The organism is Amycolatopsis sp. lyj-112 (genome assembly GCF_046549055.1).
In the GTDB taxonomy this organism is placed as follows: domain Bacteria; phylum Actinomycetota; class Actinomycetes; order Mycobacteriales; family Pseudonocardiaceae; genus Amycolatopsis.
In genome coordinates this window covers 40263-56101 of the sequence record NZ_JAJPWS010000009.1, presented here as the reverse complement: position 1 = coordinate 56101, position 15839 = coordinate 40263, and the positions used below count along the sequence as shown (strand labels likewise).

Here is a 15839-nt window from a genome sequence, read left to right as displayed (position 1 = left end):
GGCCGGGACACCGTCAGCCGGTCAGGCCTTGCTCTGGTCGTTGCTCAGCCACTTTTCGGGCCGCACCCGCACCAGCACGGAGTTGTCGCTGAGCGCACCGTCGACGTACTTGGTGCCCTCTTCCCCCGGCAGGTAGCGATGCGCGATCTTCAGGGCCTGCTCACGGGTCGGCGGCGTGTCGTTCGCGACGACCGGCCCCTCGGCCGTCACGTACTTGTAAGGGAAGGTCTCCGTCTGTGCGACCAGGCTGAGCCTGCCCGCCTTCTTGATCGCCTTGTCCTTGACCGATCCGCCGTCCATCCAGATCAGGAGTTCCCCACCGGGCTCGTAGTCGTACCAGACCGGTACGGCCAGCGGGGCCCGTCCTTCCCGTTCCACGGCCAAGACCCCGATGTGGACCTCGCTCAGGAAGGCTTCCCGTTCCTCGGCGGTCATGACGAATGACGACATCCGTGTCTCGCTTCTCTCGGCTCCATGATCTACGAGAAGCGATAACGCGGGACGGGTTCAGGACATTCCGGGCAGGCTAGGTGTCCGGGTCTAGGGAGTCGGAGACGCGGAGCTGCCCGGAGTCGCTTCGCCGCTGCCGTCCGTCGGAGTCGTGGTCGACGACGGCGGCGGGGTGGTCGTGGTGCTCGACGGCGGGGGTGTGCTCGAAGGCGGGGTCGACGAGGGCGGGGTCGACGGGGGCGTGCTCGGAGGCGGAGTGCTGCTCGGCTTCGAAGGCGACGTACTCGTCGGGGTCCCGCTGCTCGGCGGGAGCGACGAACCCGGCGGCGGGGTCGTCGGCGGCGGGGTTCCCGGCGGGGGAGTGCCGGGCGGGGTCGGCACCGGGACCGGGCCGGGGGCGCCGGCGGCGACGTCCGGCGAGTCGGGGGCGCCGACCGGGACCTTGCTGTCCGGCAGGGTCGCGACACCGCCGCGATAGGAGACCGCCCACCGGATCACAGTGTCCACATAGGACAGCGAGTGGTTGTAGCGGTACACGGCCACGCGCTGAACCTGCTCGGAGGTCAGGTCGACACCGCCGGAGCAGAGGTAACGGCCCGACGCGAGGGACGCGTCGTAGATGTTGTTGGGGTTCGACTCGCCATCGCCGTTGCCGTCGGAGGCGTAGCCCTTCCAGGTGGACGGGATGAACTGCGTCGGGCCGACGGCGCGGTCCCAGGTGGTGTCGCCGTCGTACTTGCCGCCGTCGGTGTCGGAGATCGCGGCGAAGGGTCCGGCGCCGTTGAGCTGCGGGCCCAGGATCGGCTCCAAGGTGTTGCCCTTGGCGTCGACGTAACCGCCCCGCGCGTGGTTGGACTCGATCCGGCCGATGCTGGCGATCAGCGCCCAGTCGATGTGACAGCCGGGCAGTTCCCTCGCGAGGATGTCGGCCGCGTTGCGGTAGGCCCGCAGCATGCTGTCCGGGATGCCGAGCGCGCCCGACGGCGCGAACGAGCCGCCGACGTTGCCGGCGCTGCCGGGCACCATCAGGGGATCCGGGTTGGGCGGTTCGGGGAGGCTGCCGTCGACGGCGATCTCCGGAACGACGCCGGCGGGCGGCTGCCAGGGCATGGCCTGGTTCTGCGGCGCGGTGTCCTTCGCGGTGGCGATCGCGGTGTCCGGCCCCGCCGAAGCGGTGACCGCGGGCAGGACGGCGAGCGCGCCACCGGCGAGCGCGAAGGCCGTCCGGTGTCGGGCGGACAGCCGGTCCGTCTGTCGAGGGCGGTGCTTCGGCATGTTCTCTCCCGCTAGGTCGACTCCGGGCAAAACTATCCGATACAACCGAATTTCGGGGAGCGGGCAACGAAAAACCTGCGAACCCGCTGGGATTTCGTCCGCCTGGCACAAGACCTTCGTAGTGAAGTTGTCAATTTCACGCTGAGTTCACCGAATCGCCAGCAGAATCGTCGGCCGTTCGGCGAACTGGTCTGAACCGCGTGCAAAGAAGTCTTTGCACAATCTCCTTTGCACGGCTACCTTGGTGGCATGACCGGTCCACCGCCGCCCGAGGAGATCACCGACGCCGCCGTGCTGAAGGCGGTCATGCATCCGTTGCGCAGACGGATCATGGAAGCGCTGGGGCGAGGACCCGCGACGGCGACGAAGCTGGCCAACGAACTGGGGGAGAGTTCCGGCGCGACCAGCTACCACCTGCGAGAACTGGCGAAATACTCCTTCATCGACGAGGCGCCGGAACTCGCGCACGGCAAGGAACGCTGGTGGCGGGCGAGGCCGCGGGACATCCGCTGGCCCCGGCACAGTGAGCAGAACGACGAGATGCGCGCGGTGTTCGACGAAGCGCAGCGCGCCTCTTTCACCGAGGACCTCGAGCAGATGGCGAGATTCCTGGAACGGCGCGGTGAACTGGGGGAATGGGGCGACGCGCTGCTGTTCTCGCGCGGGGCGGTGCATCTGGACATCGACGAGCTGAAGCAGTTCTGGGAGGACTACCTGAACCTGCTGCGCCGTTACTGGCGGCCGGAGCCCGGCCCGGACGCGCGGAAGATCTTCGTGCGCTGGACGGCGTTCCCGGACCCGGACGGGGAGGACGAAAGGGGGAACTGAGTTCGACCAGGTGGGAGAGCGGCCACTCGACCACCCGGGGGATCGCGTCACCACGCCGGAAGGCGTGCCTTCACGAACGACTCCGACCACAAAGGGGGAGCAGCATGCTGCTCTGGAAGAGAATCGCGGCCATCGGCACAGCGGTGGTCCTGCTCGCGGCGGGGACCGCGACGGCTCAGGCGGCCGAAGTGTCTTCGAACGCGGGCGCCACGATCCGCTACACCGAGTTCGGCATCCCGCACATCGTCGCGGACGATTACGTGAACCTGGGCTTCGGCCAGGGGTACGCCGCGGCCAAGGACAACATCTGCGCCATCGTCGACGTCGCGGTCACCACCCGGGCCGAGCGTTCCCGCTGGCTCGGGCCGGACGCCCCGCCGACGAGCGGGGTGAGCCAGGCGAGCACCAACCTCGCCAGTGACCTGTACTTCCAAGGCCTCAAGGAAACCGGCCTCGTCGAGCGGCTGCTCGCCGAGCCGGCACCACGCGGGCCGTACCGCGAGGTTCGCGAACTGATCCGCGGCTACGTCGAAGGCGTCAACAAGTACCTGCGCACCGGCCGGATCACCGATCCCGCGTGCCAGGGCACCGGCTGGCTGAAGCCGATCACCGAACTCGACGTCTACCGGCACAGCCACGCGGTCGGGATGATCTTCGGGCAGGGCGGGGTCGCGGATTCGATCACCTCGTCACTGCCGGGCGCTCCGCGGGCGGGTTCTGGGCGGGAGCAGATGCTCGGCGAGACCGGGATCGGCAGCAACGCCATCGCGATCGGCTCGGCCGCGTCGGCGAACGGGCGGGGCATCTCACTGGCCAACCCGCACCTGCCGTGGCAGCTGAGCGGGACCAGGCTGTGGCAGTCACAGGTCAGCCTGCCGGGAAAGCTGAACGTGAGCGGCGCGGGCATCCCCGGGATCCCGCTGATGTGGCTGGGCCACAACGAAACCGCCGCCTGGAGCGGCACGGCGACCGACACGACCCGGACGTACACGCTGTTCGAACTGAAGCTCGTGCCGGGCTCGCCGACGACCTATCTGGTCGACGGGAAGCCCGAGCGGATGCGGCGGAACGACGTGGCCGTGCTGTCCCGCAAGGCGGACGGTTCGCTGGAACGTGTCGTACGTCCACAGTGGACTACACGGTACGGGCCGGTGACGACCCGGCTCGGGGAACGGGAACTGCCGTGGACGGCGTCGAGCGCGTTCGCCATCGCGGACGCCAACGCGGAGAACCTCGCGATGACGAACTCGATGTTCGAGATCGCCCGCGGCCGGACGGCGGGGGAGATGATCGACTCGGTCCGCCGGACGCAGGGGCTGCCGTGGATGAACATCCTCGCCACCGACGATCGGGGCCGGGCGGCGTTCAGCCAGATCCACGGTGTACCGCACGTCACCGACGACAAGGCGGCGCGCTGTAATACCCCGCTGGGCAAGGAACTGTTCGACGGCAACGGACTCGCCGTGCTTGACGGCTCCAGGACGTCGTGTGCCTGGGGTCATGATCGCGACGCTCTGCGGCCGGGGATCTTCGGCCCGTCGAGCCTGCCGAACCTCAACCGCACGGACTACCTGGCGAACTCGAACGACAGCTACTGGCTCTTCAATCCCGCCAAGCCGCAGACCGGCTTCCCCCGGATCGTGGGACCGGTCCGCACCGAACAGAACCTGCGCACCAGGGGCGGGTTCATCGAGATCGCCGATCAGCTGGCGAAGGGCGGTTTCACCGGACAAGCCCTGCGCGACCTGATGTTCTCTCATCGCGATCACGCGGCCGAGCTCGTGTTGCCCGACGTCGTCGCGATGTGCCGCACCATGCCCGGAACGGACGCCGCGTGTGCGGCACTGGCGGGCTGGGACGGTCGCTCGGACAAGGAAAGCCGGGGAGCGCTGCTCTTCGACCGGTTCTGGTCCACAGTGGACCGGATGGGGCCGGACGTGTGGAAGGTACCCTTCGACGTCAAGGATCCCGTGCACACCCCGAACACCCTCGAGACGGGCGACAAGGGAATCCGGAAGGCGCTTACCGACGCGGTCGCCGAGTTGACCGCGGCGAAGATCCCGCTCGACGCGCCCTACGGCGACAACCATTACGTCGTCCGCAACGGCAAGAAGATCCCGCTCGGCGGCGGTACCGCGGGCCGGGGCGTGTACGACTCCCTCGGCGGGCCTTGGGATCCGGCCGCCGGCTACACCGAGTTCACGCACGGCGGGACGTATCTGCATGTCGTGGCGTTCAACGGAACAGGCTGCCCGGACACGACGACGTTGCTGACCTACTCACAGTCCGCGGACCCGACGTCCGCGCATTACAGCGACCAGACCGAGCTGTACTCGCGCAAGCAATGGGTCACCGAACGGTACTGCGAGAAGGACATCCTCGCGTCGCCGTCGCTCAAGGTGGTCCGGGTGAGCAGGCGATGATCGCGGCACTGCTCGCCGCCGTGGTCGCGGTGTCGTCGCCGATGCCGGCCGCCGCGTCCGCCGGCGATGTCTCGTTCACCAGCCATGGCGTGACCTTGCACGGAACGGTGGTCACGCCGGAAGGTGGTGCTCGCGGACCTGCGATCGTCATGGTGCACGGCTCGGGCGAACACGATCGGGACGACTACCGGACCGAGGCCGAGGCCTTCGCCAAGGCGGGGATCACGACGCTGATCTACGACAAGCGGACCGAAGGCTATTCGTTGTTCGAGCGGGACTACTCGGTGCTGGCCGACGACGCCCTCGCCGCGGTCCGGACGCTGCGCTCCCGGCCGGGAGTGGATCCCGCGAGGGTCGGCGTTTGGGGCCTGAGCGAAGGCGGCTGGGTCGCTCCCTTGGCGGCGTCGAAGTCGGAGGACGTCGCCTTCGTGGTCACCGTCGGTGCCAACGGGGTTTCGCCCGACCGGCAGCAGGCTTGGGCGTTCGAGACGTACCTGAGGCGGGGCGGGGTCACCGGCTCCATGGTCGACATGGTCGCTTCGACGAACATGCGGACCCTCGCCAGTGCGGGTGCGTTCCCCGAAGCCGGATACGACCCGGTGCCGGTGCTGGAGAAGGTGCGGCAGCCGGTGCTCGGGCTGTGGGGTGAACTGGACCGGCTCACCCCGCCCGGCGAGGCCGTGCGGATCTTCCGGGAAACGCTGGAACGAAAGGGAAACCGGCAGTACACGCTGAAGGTGTTCCCGCAGGCGCAGCACGGGCTCCGGAACACCACGGACGGTTTCGACAAGCTCGACGGGTACGCGCCCGGCTACCTCGACCTCGTCGGGACCTGGGTCACCGGGCTCGCCGAGGGACCGGTCCAGGCCTCGGCCGATCCGCCGCCGCGGCAGGTCAGTGAGAGCGTCGCCTTGGCTCCGCTGGCCTGGTATGAGCAACCCTGGCTGCAGATCGGCGTGTGGGCCGTGGCGCTGCTGGCGTTCGCCGCCTATCCGGTGACGGCGTTGTTCCGCCGCCGGAAGGACGTGCCACTCGCACGCCCCGCGCGCTGGCTGGCGACGACGGGGGTGCTCGCCACCGCGGGTTTCCTCGCCTACTACATCGCGCTGACGATGGGGGCGGCGCAAGCGCCGGGTCCGGTCCTTTTCGGACGGACGCTGCCGTGGCTGACGTTGCAGCTGATCGCGGTCGGCGTCGTCGTGACGGCCGCGGTGACCGCGGTTTCGTGGTGGCGACGGCGGAACGAGACGAGCCCGGGGATCCGGGTCGGGCTGCTCCTGGCCGGAGCCGTGGTGTTCGTCCCGTGGGCCGTCCACTGGGGACTGCTGGTGCCGTGACGGTTTCGTGAAGAGCCTGGGTGCCGGGCGGCCACCCGGCACCCAGGCGAACGGAAGCCGTATCACCACGCCCGAGGGCGTGCCTTCACGAACGACCTCCGTCACAGAACATACTCAGGACTTCGGGGTGACGGCGAACCGGCGCAGCCGCAGGGCGGGATTCTTCGCGCGCACCTCGGAGACGCGCTCGGCCGAAAGCTCGCCGGTGGCGGTTCCCGTGCGCTCGCCGACCGAGGCGAGCACGACGCCCATCGGGTCGACGATCATGCTGTGCCCCGAGCCGGTCGGTGCCGCCTGTCCCGCCGCGACCAGGTAGATCGTGTTCTCGATCGCCCGCGCCCGGATCAGCGTCGTCCAGTGGTCCTCCTTGAGCGGGCCGGGCATCCACTCCGCCGGCAGCAGCACCGCGTCCGCCCCCGCGTCGACCAGACGGCGGGTGACTTCCGGGAACCTCAGGTCGTAACAGGTCTGCAGGCCGAAGACGAACCCGTCGACCTCGAACGTCTCCGGGGCCTCGATGTCGCCCGCGCGGACCAGCTCCGATTCGCGGAAACCGAAGGCGTCGTAGAGATGCAGCTTGCGGTAGAGCGCGGCGATCGCGCCGTCGGGACCGGCCGCGACGAGCGTGTTCGAGATCCGCTCCCCGCCGGGGAGCGCTTCGTTGATCCCGGCGACGACGGTGATCCGGCGTTCTTTGGCGAGACCGCGCAGCTCGGTGACGAACGGGCCGTCGAGTTCTTCGGCCGAGGTCACGAATTCCCGGCTCATCGTCGGTACGGTGAACAGGGAGTACTCGGGCAGCACGACCACCCGCGCGCCCCGGTCGGCCGCTTCGCTGACGAGGGAGGCGACGCGTGCGAGGTTGGCCTCTTTGTCGTTGCCGGGCGCGAACTGCGCCACCGCGACGTGCACCATGGGACCCCTTCCGATACGTGGAACTCTTGTATACATGATGGATACTTGGCTGGTCCAGGTGTAGGGTCGGTCGCGGAAAGTGACCAAGATCGAGGGGAAGAACGAGATGACTGTGACCGCCGAAGGAGGCGGCCCGGCGCGCGAGCGGGTCTACACGTGGTTGCGCGACGGAATCATCTCGGGAGAGCTGGAAGGCGGCCGCTTCCTCGACGAGATGTGGGTTTCCGGCGCCGTCGGCGTTTCGAGGACGCCGGTGCGCGAGGCGTTCCACCGGCTCGCGGCCGAACGGTTCATCAGCCTCCTGCCGCGCAAGGGTGCCCAAGTGCGCACTGTCACCGCCCGGGAACTGGAAGAGGTCTACCAGAGCAGGCGGCTGATCGAGGGCCACGCGATCGCGACGCTCTGCGCCAACCGGGTGGGCGCCCCCGCCGAAATGCCGGACCTGATCGACGGCATGGTCAGCGCCGGTGCCGAACGCGACTGGTTCGCCGTCTCGGGGTTCGACCGCCGGTTCCACCGCGCCATCGTGAACGCCGCGGGCAACACCGTGCTGACCGAGTTGTACGACACGCTCCGCTCACGCCAGCAGCGCGTCACCGTGCGCGCCCTGGAAGCGCGGCCGGAACGGCTGACGGTGATCAACGAGGAACACCGGGCGCTCGTCGCGGCCTTGAACGCCCACGATGCCAAGGAGGCGTCGCGGTTGCTGGAGCAGCATTTGCGCCCGGTGTCGGAAGTTCTCTCGGTGCTGCCTCAGGAAGGCTGACCCGGCTGGTCGTGCGTCGAGCAGTGGATCCCGCCGCCGCCCGAGGCGATGGTCGAGATCTTCACCGGCACGACCTCACGGCCCGGGTACTGCTCCCGCAGGATCTGCTGGGCGCGGTCGTCCGCGGCGGCGTCGCCGAACTTCGGCACGAAGACGGACTTGTTCGCGACGTAGAAGTTGGCGTACGAGATGACGCTGTCCTCGCCGTAGCCTTCGACCTTGCCGGGATCCGGCTGGACCAGGTCGATGACCTGGAAGCTCTTGCCGCGGGCGTCCGTGGCGCTCGCGAGCACCGAGCGGGCCTGATCCGCCGCGCGGGACCACGAGTCGGGCGGGGATCCGGGCGCGGCCTTGTCCAGGAGCACCACGCCGGGGGCGGTGAACCGGGCCAGGCAGTCGACGTGGGCGTCGGTGATGTCCTCGCCGCGGACGCCCGCGAACCAGATGACCTTCTGGACGCCGAGCGCCTTCTTCAGTTCGTCTTCGATCTCCTGGCGGCTCTTGCCCTTGTTGCGGTTGTCGTTGACCAAAGAGCTTTCGGTGACCATCAGCGTTCCGGCGCCGTCGGTCTCGAACGAGCCGCCCTCCGCGACGATCCAGGTTTCGGTGCGGCTCAGCCCGTACCTGCCCAGTACCGCGCGGGCGACGGCGGCGTCCTTGTCGTGAGGGTTCTGTTTGCCGCCCCAGCCGCTGAAGTTGAAGTCGACGCCCGCGACCCGGCCGTCCTCCTCGGCGAACACGGGGACGGTGTCGCGCGCCCACAGGTCGTCGACCGGGATCGGGACGACTTCGGCGTCGTCGCCGCAGGCTCGCTGTGCCGCGTCGGCCTGCTCGGGCCGGGCCAGCAGCGCCACCGGTTCGTAGCCCGCGATCGCGCGCGCCAGGCCGGCGATCTCCTCACGGACGGCGGGCAGGTCCTCTTCCCAGATCGACGTCGAGGCGGGCCAGGACATGAAGGTGCGCGCGTGACTCTCCCACTCGGCGCCCAGCCTGCGGGCACCCGCGACCGCGGGTGACGGCGACCCGGCCGATGAGGGCGTGGTCGGCGAGGCGGGGTTCCCGGAGCACGCCGCACTCGAAAGGGCGGCGACGCCGACCCCCGTCAGGGCACGCAAGACCGTGCGGCGGGGAAGGAACGATTCGAACACTGTGCACTCCTGGATGGCTCGATGAGAACACGGTAGCATCCTGACTGAAAATTCAGTCAGGATGATATCGCTAGGGTGAGCACCTGTGTTCGAACGTCAGCAGAAGATCTTGGAAGCGGCCGTGCGGGTGATCGCGCGCAGCGGCGTGCGGGGCCTGCGCGTCGAGAAGATCGCGGCCGAGGCCGGGATCTCCACTTCGCTGATCTACTACCACTTCACCAACCGCGCCGGCGTGCTCCAGAAGACGTTGGAGTTCGTCAACGACCGCGCGGCCACCTACACCCAGGAAGCCGCAGCCTCGGCCGACCGCCCCCGCGCGGAACTCGAACTCCGGCTGTTCGGCGAACTCCAGGACACCGAGGCGATCCGCGAAAACAGCACCGCTTGGGGCGAACTGAGAGCCAGCGCGGTCTTCACCCCCGAGTTGCGTGCGCCACTGGGGGAGTCGACGAGGGTCTGGGTGGCCGAGGTCGCCGAAGTGATCCGGCGTACCGGTTCGCGGGCCGATGCCGAGGATGCCGCCGAACGGCTCACCAGCCTCGTCGAAGGACTCAGTGAGCGATGGCTTTCTGGTTCGATGGACCTGGACAGGGCACGCGACCTGCTGCGCGGTGCGATCGCCCTGGAACTGGACCGCTAGGAGGACTGAATGGGACTCGAGAAGGTCGTCGGCGTCATGCGCGACAACCTCACCGTCCGGCGCGTCTACGGCGAGCCGGTCGAAAAGGACGGCGTCGTGGTGATCCCGGCCGCGAGTGTCATCGGCGGCGGAGGCGGGGGACACGGCACCGAACACGGCAAGGAAGGTGAGGGCGGCGGCTTCATCCTGGCCGCGCGCCCGGTCGGCGCGTACGTGCTCAAGGGCGGCGACGTGCGCTGGGTGCCCGCGGTGGACCTGACCTTCCTGGGTGCGGTGTTCGCCGTCATGATCGCCACGATCCACCGGGCCCGGCGCCGGAAGAGCTGATCGCCCCGGCGCGCACAGGCGACTTTCGGGCTATTTTCGCTGCATGGCGAAAAGCTCGGCGGTGGAGATCGAGGTGGAGGACCGGACGGTTCGCGTCTCGAACCCGGATCGCGTCTACTTCCCGGCGCGAGGCGAGACCAAGCTCGATCTCGTCCGGTACTACCTCGCCGTCGGCGACGGGATCGTGCGGGCGCTGCGGGAACGGCCGTGCATGCTGCACCGGTTCCCGTCCGGGATCTCGGGAGACAAGGTCCACCAGAAGCGCGTCCCGAACGGCGCCCCGGACTGGCTGCAGACCGTCCGCGTCGACTTCCCCTCCGGCCGGCACGCCTACGAACTGTGCGTCACACATCCCGCCGACGTGATCTGGGCGGTGCAGATGTCGACGGTCGAGTTCCATCCCTGGAACTCCCGCCGCGCCGACACCGAAAAGCCCGACGAGTGGCGGATCGACCTCGACCCGATGCCGGACTGCCCGTTCTCGACGGTCCGGAACGTCGCCCGCACGGTCCACGAAATCCTGGACGAACTCGGGATCACCGGCTGGCCGAAGACCTCCGGCGGCGCCGGTCTGCACGTCTACGTCCGGATCGAACCGCGGTGGGGGTTCCAGGAGGTGCGCCGGGCGGCGCTGGCCTTCGCGCACGAGGTCGAACGCCGGATGCCCGATGAGGTCACCACCACCTGGTGGCGCAAGGACCGCGACCCGGCGAAACTGTTCGTCGACTACAACCAGAACGCCCGTGACCACACGATCGCCAGCGCCTACTCGGTCCGCGGCGTCCCCGAAGGCATCGTCTCGACCCCGATCACCTGGGCCGAGATCGACGACGTCGAGCCGCGTGAGTTCACCATCGCCACCGTGCCCGCGCGCTTCGCCGAACTCGGCGACCTGCACGCGGGCATCGACGACACCGCCCACTCGCTCGACACGCTCCTGGAATGGGCGGACCGGGACGGCCTCGAAACCGAGGCCTAGCCCGTCCCGCCATTAGAGGACTAATTGCGGCCGTGCCTGACCAGGGTTACTTGCCGACGTAGGCCGCCAGGTGTTCACCGGTCAGCGTCGAGCCGTCGGCGACGAGGTCGGCGGGCGTGCCTTCGAAGACGATCTTGCCGCCGTCGTGGCCGGCGCCGGGGCCGAGGTCGATGATCCAGTCGGCGTGCGCCATGACCGCCTGGTGGTGCTCGATCACGATCACGGACTTGCCTGCGTCGACGAGCCGGTCAAGGAGGCCGAGCAGGTTCTCGACGTCGGCGAGGTGCAGGCCGGTGGTGGGCTCGTCGAGGACGTAGACGCCGCCCTTGTCGCCCATGTGCGTGGCGAGCTTCAGCCGCTGCCGCTCGCCGCCGGAGAGCGTGGTGAGCGGCTGGCCGAGGCTGAGGTAGCCGAGGCCGACGTCGTTGAGCCTGCCGAGGATCGCGTGCGCGGCCGGGATGCGCGCGTCGCCCTCGGCGAAGAACCCTTCGGCTTCGGACACCGGCATGCCCAGGACTTCGCTGATGTTCTTGCCGCCGAAGGTGTACTCCAGCACCGAGGCCTGGAACCGCTTGCCTTCGCACTCCTCGCAGGTGGTGGCCGTGCCCGCCATGATGCCGAGGTCGGTGTAGATCACGCCGGCGCCGTTGCAGTTCGGGCAGGCGCCCTCGGAGTTCGCGCTGAACAGGGCCGGCTTGACGCCGTTGGCCTTGGCGAACGCCTTGCGGATCGGCTCGAGCAGGCCGGTGTAGGTGGCCGGGTTGCTCCGCCGCGAGCCGCGGATCGGCGTCTGGTCGACCGACACCACGCCCTCGTCGGTGGGCAGGGACCCGTGGATCAGCGAACTCTTGCCGGAGCCCGCGACGCCGGTGACGACGCAGAGGACGCCGAGCGGGACGTCGACATCGACCTTCCGGAGGTTGTGGCGGTCCGCGCCGCGGATCTCCAGCTTGCCGGTGGGGGTGCGGACGCTGTCCTTGAGCGACGCCCGGTCGTCGAGGTGGCGGCCGGTGCTGGTGTCGCTCTCGCGCAGGCCCTCGACGGTGCCCTCGAAGCAGATCGTCCCGCCCGCCGTGCCGGCGCCGGGGCCGAGGTCGACGACGTGGTCGGCGATGGCGATGGTCTCCGGCTTGTGCTCCACGACCAGCACCGTGTTGCCCTTGTCGCGCAACTGCTTCAGCAGGTTGTTCATCCGCTGGATGTCGTGCGGGTGCAGGCCGATGGTCGGCTCGTCGAAGACGTAGGTGACGTCGGTGAGGGACGAGCCGAGGTGCCGGATCATCTTGGTGCGCTGCGCCTCGCCGCCCGAGAGCGTGCCGGACGGCCGGTCCAGCGAGAGGTAGCCGAGCCCGATGTCCACGAACGAGTCGAGGGTGTGCAGCAGCTTCTCCAGCAGCGGCGCCACCGACGGCTCCTTGAGCCCGCGGACCCAGTCGGCGAGGTCGCTGATCTGCATCGAGCACGCGTCGGCGATGTTGATCCGCTTGATCTTCGACGACCGGGCGAGCTCGCTGAGCCGGGAGCCGTCGCACTCGGGGCAGACGGTGAAGGTGACCGCGCGGTCCACGAACGTCCGGATATGCGGCTGCATCGCCTCCCGGTCCTTGGAGAGGAACGACTTCTGGATCGTCGGGATCAGACCCGAGTAGGTCAGGTTGATGCCTTCGATCTTGAGCTTGACCGGCTCCTTGTAGAGCAGGTCGTCCAGTTGCCTCTTGGTGTAGGACTTGATCGGCTTGTCGGGGTCGAAGAAGCCGCAGCCGCGGAGGATGCGGCCGAACCAGCCCTCCATGGAGAAGCCGGGGATCGACAGGGCGCCCTCGTTGAGGGACTTCGTGTCGTCGTACAGCGCGGTGAGGTCGATGTCGTTGACCTTGCCCCGGCCTTCGCAGCGCGCGCACATGCCGCCGGTGATGCTGAACTCCCGGCGTTCCTTCGTGGTCCGTCCGCCCTTGTCCACGGTCACGGCACCCGCGCCGCTGATCGAGGCGACGTTGAAGGAGAACGCCTGGGGCGAGCCGATATGCGGCTTCCCGACCCGGCTGAAGAGGATGCGCAGCATCGCGCTGGCGTCGGTGGCGGTGCCGACCGTGGACCGGGGGTCGGCGCCCATCCGCTGCTGATCGACGATGATCGCGGTGGTCAGGCCGTCGAGCACGTCGACCTCGGGCCGGGCCAGCGTCGGCATGAAACCCTGAACGAAGGTGCTGTAGGTCTCGTTGATCAGCCGCTGCGACTCGGCCGCGATCGTGTCGAAGACCAGCGAGCTCTTGCCGGACCCGGAGACGCCGGTGAACACCGTCAAGCGTCGCTTCGGGAGTTCGACGGCGACGTTCTTGAGGTTGTTCTCGCTCGCGCCCAGCACCCGGATCAGGTCGTGGCTGTCGGCGGGGTGCTCCTCGGGCGGCTGCGGCCTCGTGGTCTTGCGCATCGTGTCTCCATCCTCATGTGGGCCGCGTGTACGTTCCGTCAGCCTCACCGGGCTCGATCTAACCAGTTTCGAGCCGTTCGACCACTTCGCGCGGGCGGTTCGTCCGCACGATGATCACGCTAGGTGAGCCGTGGGGGTGGTCGCTTCTCGATTCCTGACCGGGTTCAGACGCTCCAGCCTTCGCTCTTCGTCGCCTTCAGGTAGTTCTCGACCGGCGGCCCGACCGGCCTGCCCTCGAACTGCGTCGACAGCACCACCGAGGAGCGCAGCTCGCCATGCTTGCCCAGCCGCTCGAAGAGGCCTTCGAGGTGTTCGAGCGACACCGCGCGTACCTTCAGCATCGTGCAGCGGTCGCCGCTGAGCCGGTGCAGTTCGACGACCTCGGGATAGTCCTCGGACTTGCTGGTGCGCAGCAGGCAGCTGCCCAGCGCGCAGCGCATCTCGACGAACGCCTGCAGGTCGTAGCCGGTGCGGCGCGCGTCGACCTGGGCGCGGTAGCCGGTGATCACGCCCGTCTCCTCCAGCCGCCGGACCCGTTCGGCGACGGCGGGGGCGGAGAGGTTGACGCGGCGCCCCAGTTCCTTGAACGAAAGCCGGCCGTCGCCCTGCAGGGTCTCCACGAGCCGCCAGTCGAGGTCGTCCAGGGGCCTTTCCGATCGTAAGGTCATCGCACCCGGATTCCTTTCATGATGCGCCCCGCACCCCCGCGAGGCCTTCGCCAGCCTATTCGCACGGGCACCCGGATTCCCTAGATTTGAATCATGAAACCGATGTTCGCGCTCTTCACGGGTGTCGCCTGCCTCAGCACCGCGGTCGTCGGCCTGTCCACCACGGCGGCCCTGATCGTGGTCGAGCACACCGGTCCCGCGTGGAGCGGGCTGCCGAACGCCGCGCTGGTACTCGGTTCCGCCGCCGGCGCGCTCGCTTCGGGGACACTCGCCGCCCGGTACGGCAGGCGGCTCGTCCTGGTCATGATGTACACCGCCGCGGTGGTGGGCGCGTTGATCGCGTTCGCCGGGGTTCTCGGCGGATCGGTGCTCGCGCTGGTGGCGGGAATGCCGTTGATCGGCTTCGGGAACAGCGGGGCACAGCTCTCGCGCTACACCGCCGCCGATCTGTCTCCCGAGCACCGCAAGGGTTTCGCACTGTCCACAATGGTCTGGGCGGGCACCGTCGGCGCGGTGGCCGGCCCGGCTCTCATCGCGCCGGCGGCGGCACGTGCCGAGGCCGCGTCGCTTCCCGCGTTGTCCGGGCCCCTCTTGGCCGGGGCGATCGTCGTGGCCATCGCGGTGATCGCCGTCGCCGCTCTCCCGCGCGCTCTCGCCGCGCCCGTGGAGAAGTCGCCTCGCCGTGAGCGGATGTCCATGCGCAACCCGCTGATCCTCGGCCCGTTGGTGGCGATGGCGGGCGCGCAACTCGCCATGGTCGCGGTGATGACGATGACCCCGGTCCAGTTGCACCAGCACGGCCAGGGGCTCGACGTCGTCGGCTGGGTGCTGAGCGCGCATTTGATCGGGATGTTCGCGCTGGCACCGTTGTCCGGCTGGATCGCCGACCGCTGGGGCGGGCGCGCGACCATCTTCTGCGGGATCGGCACGCTCACCGTCGCGGCGGTCACCACGTTCGGCGCACCGACCTCGCACCACGTGGGCATCCCGATCGCGTTGTTCCTGCTGGGTTATGGCTGGAATCTGGTGTTCGTCGGCGGCAGCAGCATGCTCAGCCGCGATCTGCCGGCGGATCAGCGGACCAGGGCGCAGGGCACGGTCGACGCGTTCGTCTGGGGTACGTCGGCGGCGGCGAGCCTGTTCGCCGGCCAGTTGTTCGGCCTCGGCGGGTATGCGCTGGTGGCCGTGGCGGCCGGGGTGTGCGCGCTGGCCCCGCTCGTGGTGCTCGGCCGCCGCGCCGTCGTGCCAGGCACCGCTGAAAAAGCCGGCCTCCGCTGATCTGCGAAACGCCCGCACGGCCGTCATACTGCTTCATTCCGTCATCGCCGAGCCGGCTACGAACGTGCCCCGCGATGACGCAGATCACGTCGGCGACGAATTCGAAGGGTCCTAGGGTGAAGACAGACAAGATGCGGGAGATCGGGGGTGCACGATGAGCGAGTTCGCGGTGAATCTGCGGGACCGGGTACGGCAGGCGAGGGAAGACGTCCGGCATGCCAGGCAGGACTCGGACGACGATCGCGCCTCGGCCGTCGGCGCCGATCTGGCCAACCTGGAGCGGTTGGCCGCCGAACACGGGGTCGACCTGCCGGAACAGGCCTCGGGTGACGCCCGCGCGTGACCCCGGGTGCCCCTCCGGTGATCGGTCTTTG

The 15839-nt window shown here is 69.0% G+C and carries 15 protein-coding genes; 9 read left to right on the top strand and 6 right to left on the bottom strand.

What is annotated here, in order from left to right:
• Window positions 1–21: 21 nt before the first annotated feature.
• On the bottom strand, window positions 22–450 hold the full coding sequence (locus ACLJRL_RS27115; protein ID WP_410659114.1) for a pyridoxamine 5'-phosphate oxidase family protein: 429 nt from the start codon (window positions 448–450) through the stop codon (window positions 22–24).
• A 90-nt stretch (window positions 451–540) separates the two neighbouring features.
• Window positions 541–1725: a lytic transglycosylase domain-containing protein gene (locus ACLJRL_RS27110; protein ID WP_410659113.1), complete on the bottom strand. Its 1185-nt coding sequence runs from the start codon at window positions 1723–1725 to the stop codon at window positions 541–543.
• 249 nt (window positions 1726–1974) lie between these two features.
• Between ACLJRL_RS27110 and ACLJRL_RS27105 the strand changes: the two genes are divergently transcribed.
• From ACLJRL_RS27105 to ACLJRL_RS27095, 3 genes are all read left to right on the top strand, one after another.
• On the top strand, window positions 1975–2553 hold the full coding sequence (locus ACLJRL_RS27105) for an ArsR/SmtB family transcription factor (protein ID WP_410659112.1): 579 nt from the start codon (window positions 1975–1977) through the stop codon (window positions 2551–2553).
• A gap of 104 nt (window positions 2554–2657) precedes the next feature.
• The gene (locus ACLJRL_RS27100; protein WP_410659111.1) at window positions 2658–4976 is read left to right on the top strand and encodes a penicillin acylase family protein; all 2319 of its coding nucleotides are present in this window, start codon (window positions 2658–2660) and stop codon (window positions 4974–4976) included.
• Window positions 4973–6313, top strand: a complete 1341-nt coding sequence (locus tag ACLJRL_RS27095; RefSeq protein WP_410659110.1) for an alpha/beta hydrolase family protein — start codon at window positions 4973–4975, stop codon at window positions 6311–6313. The genes ACLJRL_RS27100 and ACLJRL_RS27095 overlap by 4 nt, the downstream gene beginning before the upstream one ends.
• A 114-nt stretch (window positions 6314–6427) precedes the next feature.
• Here ACLJRL_RS27095 and ACLJRL_RS27090 read toward each other — a convergent pair whose 3' ends face one another.
• Window positions 6428–7228 (bottom strand): carbon-nitrogen hydrolase family protein, encoded by an 801-nt coding sequence (locus ACLJRL_RS27090; RefSeq protein WP_410659109.1) that lies wholly within the window; start codon window positions 7226–7228, stop codon window positions 6428–6430.
• A gap of 106 nt (window positions 7229–7334) precedes the next feature.
• On the opposite strand from ACLJRL_RS27090, the gene ACLJRL_RS27085 reads away from it, so the two are divergent.
• Entirely contained in the window at window positions 7335–7994 is a 660-nt protein-coding gene (locus tag ACLJRL_RS27085; RefSeq protein WP_410659349.1) for a GntR family transcriptional regulator, read from the top strand.
• On the opposite strand, the gene ACLJRL_RS27080 is transcribed toward ACLJRL_RS27085, so the two are convergent.
• A complete protein-coding gene (locus ACLJRL_RS27080) occupies window positions 7982–9142 on the bottom strand; it encodes an agmatine/peptidylarginine deiminase (protein WP_410659108.1) in 1161 nt (386 codons plus the stop codon). The genes ACLJRL_RS27085 and ACLJRL_RS27080 overlap by 13 nt on opposite strands.
• Before the next feature lie 85 nt (window positions 9143–9227).
• Between ACLJRL_RS27080 and ACLJRL_RS27075 the strand changes: the two genes are divergently transcribed.
• Genes ACLJRL_RS27075 through ligD form a run of 3 tightly spaced genes read left to right on the top strand, consistent with a single transcriptional unit; the run spans window position 9228 to window position 11088 of the window.
• Window positions 9228–9782: a TetR/AcrR family transcriptional regulator gene (locus ACLJRL_RS27075; protein WP_410659107.1), complete on the top strand. Its 555-nt coding sequence runs from the start codon at window positions 9228–9230 to the stop codon at window positions 9780–9782.
• Between the two features lie 9 nt (window positions 9783–9791).
• Complete coding sequence (locus tag ACLJRL_RS27070) at window positions 9792–10109, top strand: sporulation protein (RefSeq protein ID WP_410659106.1); 318 nt, start codon at window positions 9792–9794, stop codon at window positions 10107–10109.
• A gap of 43 nt (window positions 10110–10152) precedes the next feature.
• Window positions 10153–11088 carry a non-homologous end-joining DNA ligase gene (gene ligD, locus ACLJRL_RS27065; RefSeq protein ID WP_410659105.1) on the top strand — a complete coding sequence of 312 codons (936 nt, stop codon included), beginning with the start codon at window positions 10153–10155 and terminating at the stop codon, window positions 11086–11088.
• Between the two features lie 46 nt (window positions 11089–11134).
• Here the strand turns inward: ligD and ACLJRL_RS27060 are convergent, their stop codons facing one another.
• Together ACLJRL_RS27060 and ACLJRL_RS27055 are read right to left on the bottom strand one after the other, a co-directional pair.
• Window positions 11135–13519, bottom strand: a complete 2385-nt coding sequence (locus ACLJRL_RS27060) for an ATP-binding cassette domain-containing protein (protein WP_410659104.1) — start codon at window positions 13517–13519, stop codon at window positions 11135–11137.
• Between the two features lie 164 nt (window positions 13520–13683).
• Window positions 13684–14187, bottom strand: coding sequence for an Lrp/AsnC family transcriptional regulator (locus ACLJRL_RS27055; RefSeq protein WP_410659103.1), 504 nt, complete (start codon window positions 14185–14187; stop codon window positions 13684–13686).
• Window positions 14188–14280: 93 nt separating this feature from the next.
• Here ACLJRL_RS27055 and ACLJRL_RS27050 point away from each other — a divergent pair, with 93 nt between their 5' ends.
• Both ACLJRL_RS27050 and ACLJRL_RS27045 read left to right on the top strand, forming a co-directional pair.
• Window positions 14281–15465 carry an MFS transporter gene (locus ACLJRL_RS27050; RefSeq protein ID WP_410659102.1) on the top strand — a complete coding sequence of 395 codons (1185 nt, stop codon included), beginning with the start codon at window positions 14281–14283 and terminating at the stop codon, window positions 15463–15465.
• A gap of 154 nt (window positions 15466–15619) precedes the next feature.
• Window positions 15620–15808: a hypothetical protein gene (locus tag ACLJRL_RS27045; protein WP_410659101.1), complete on the top strand. Its 189-nt coding sequence runs from the start codon at window positions 15620–15622 to the stop codon at window positions 15806–15808.
• The last annotated feature ends 31 nt before the right edge of the window (window positions 15809–15839 follow it).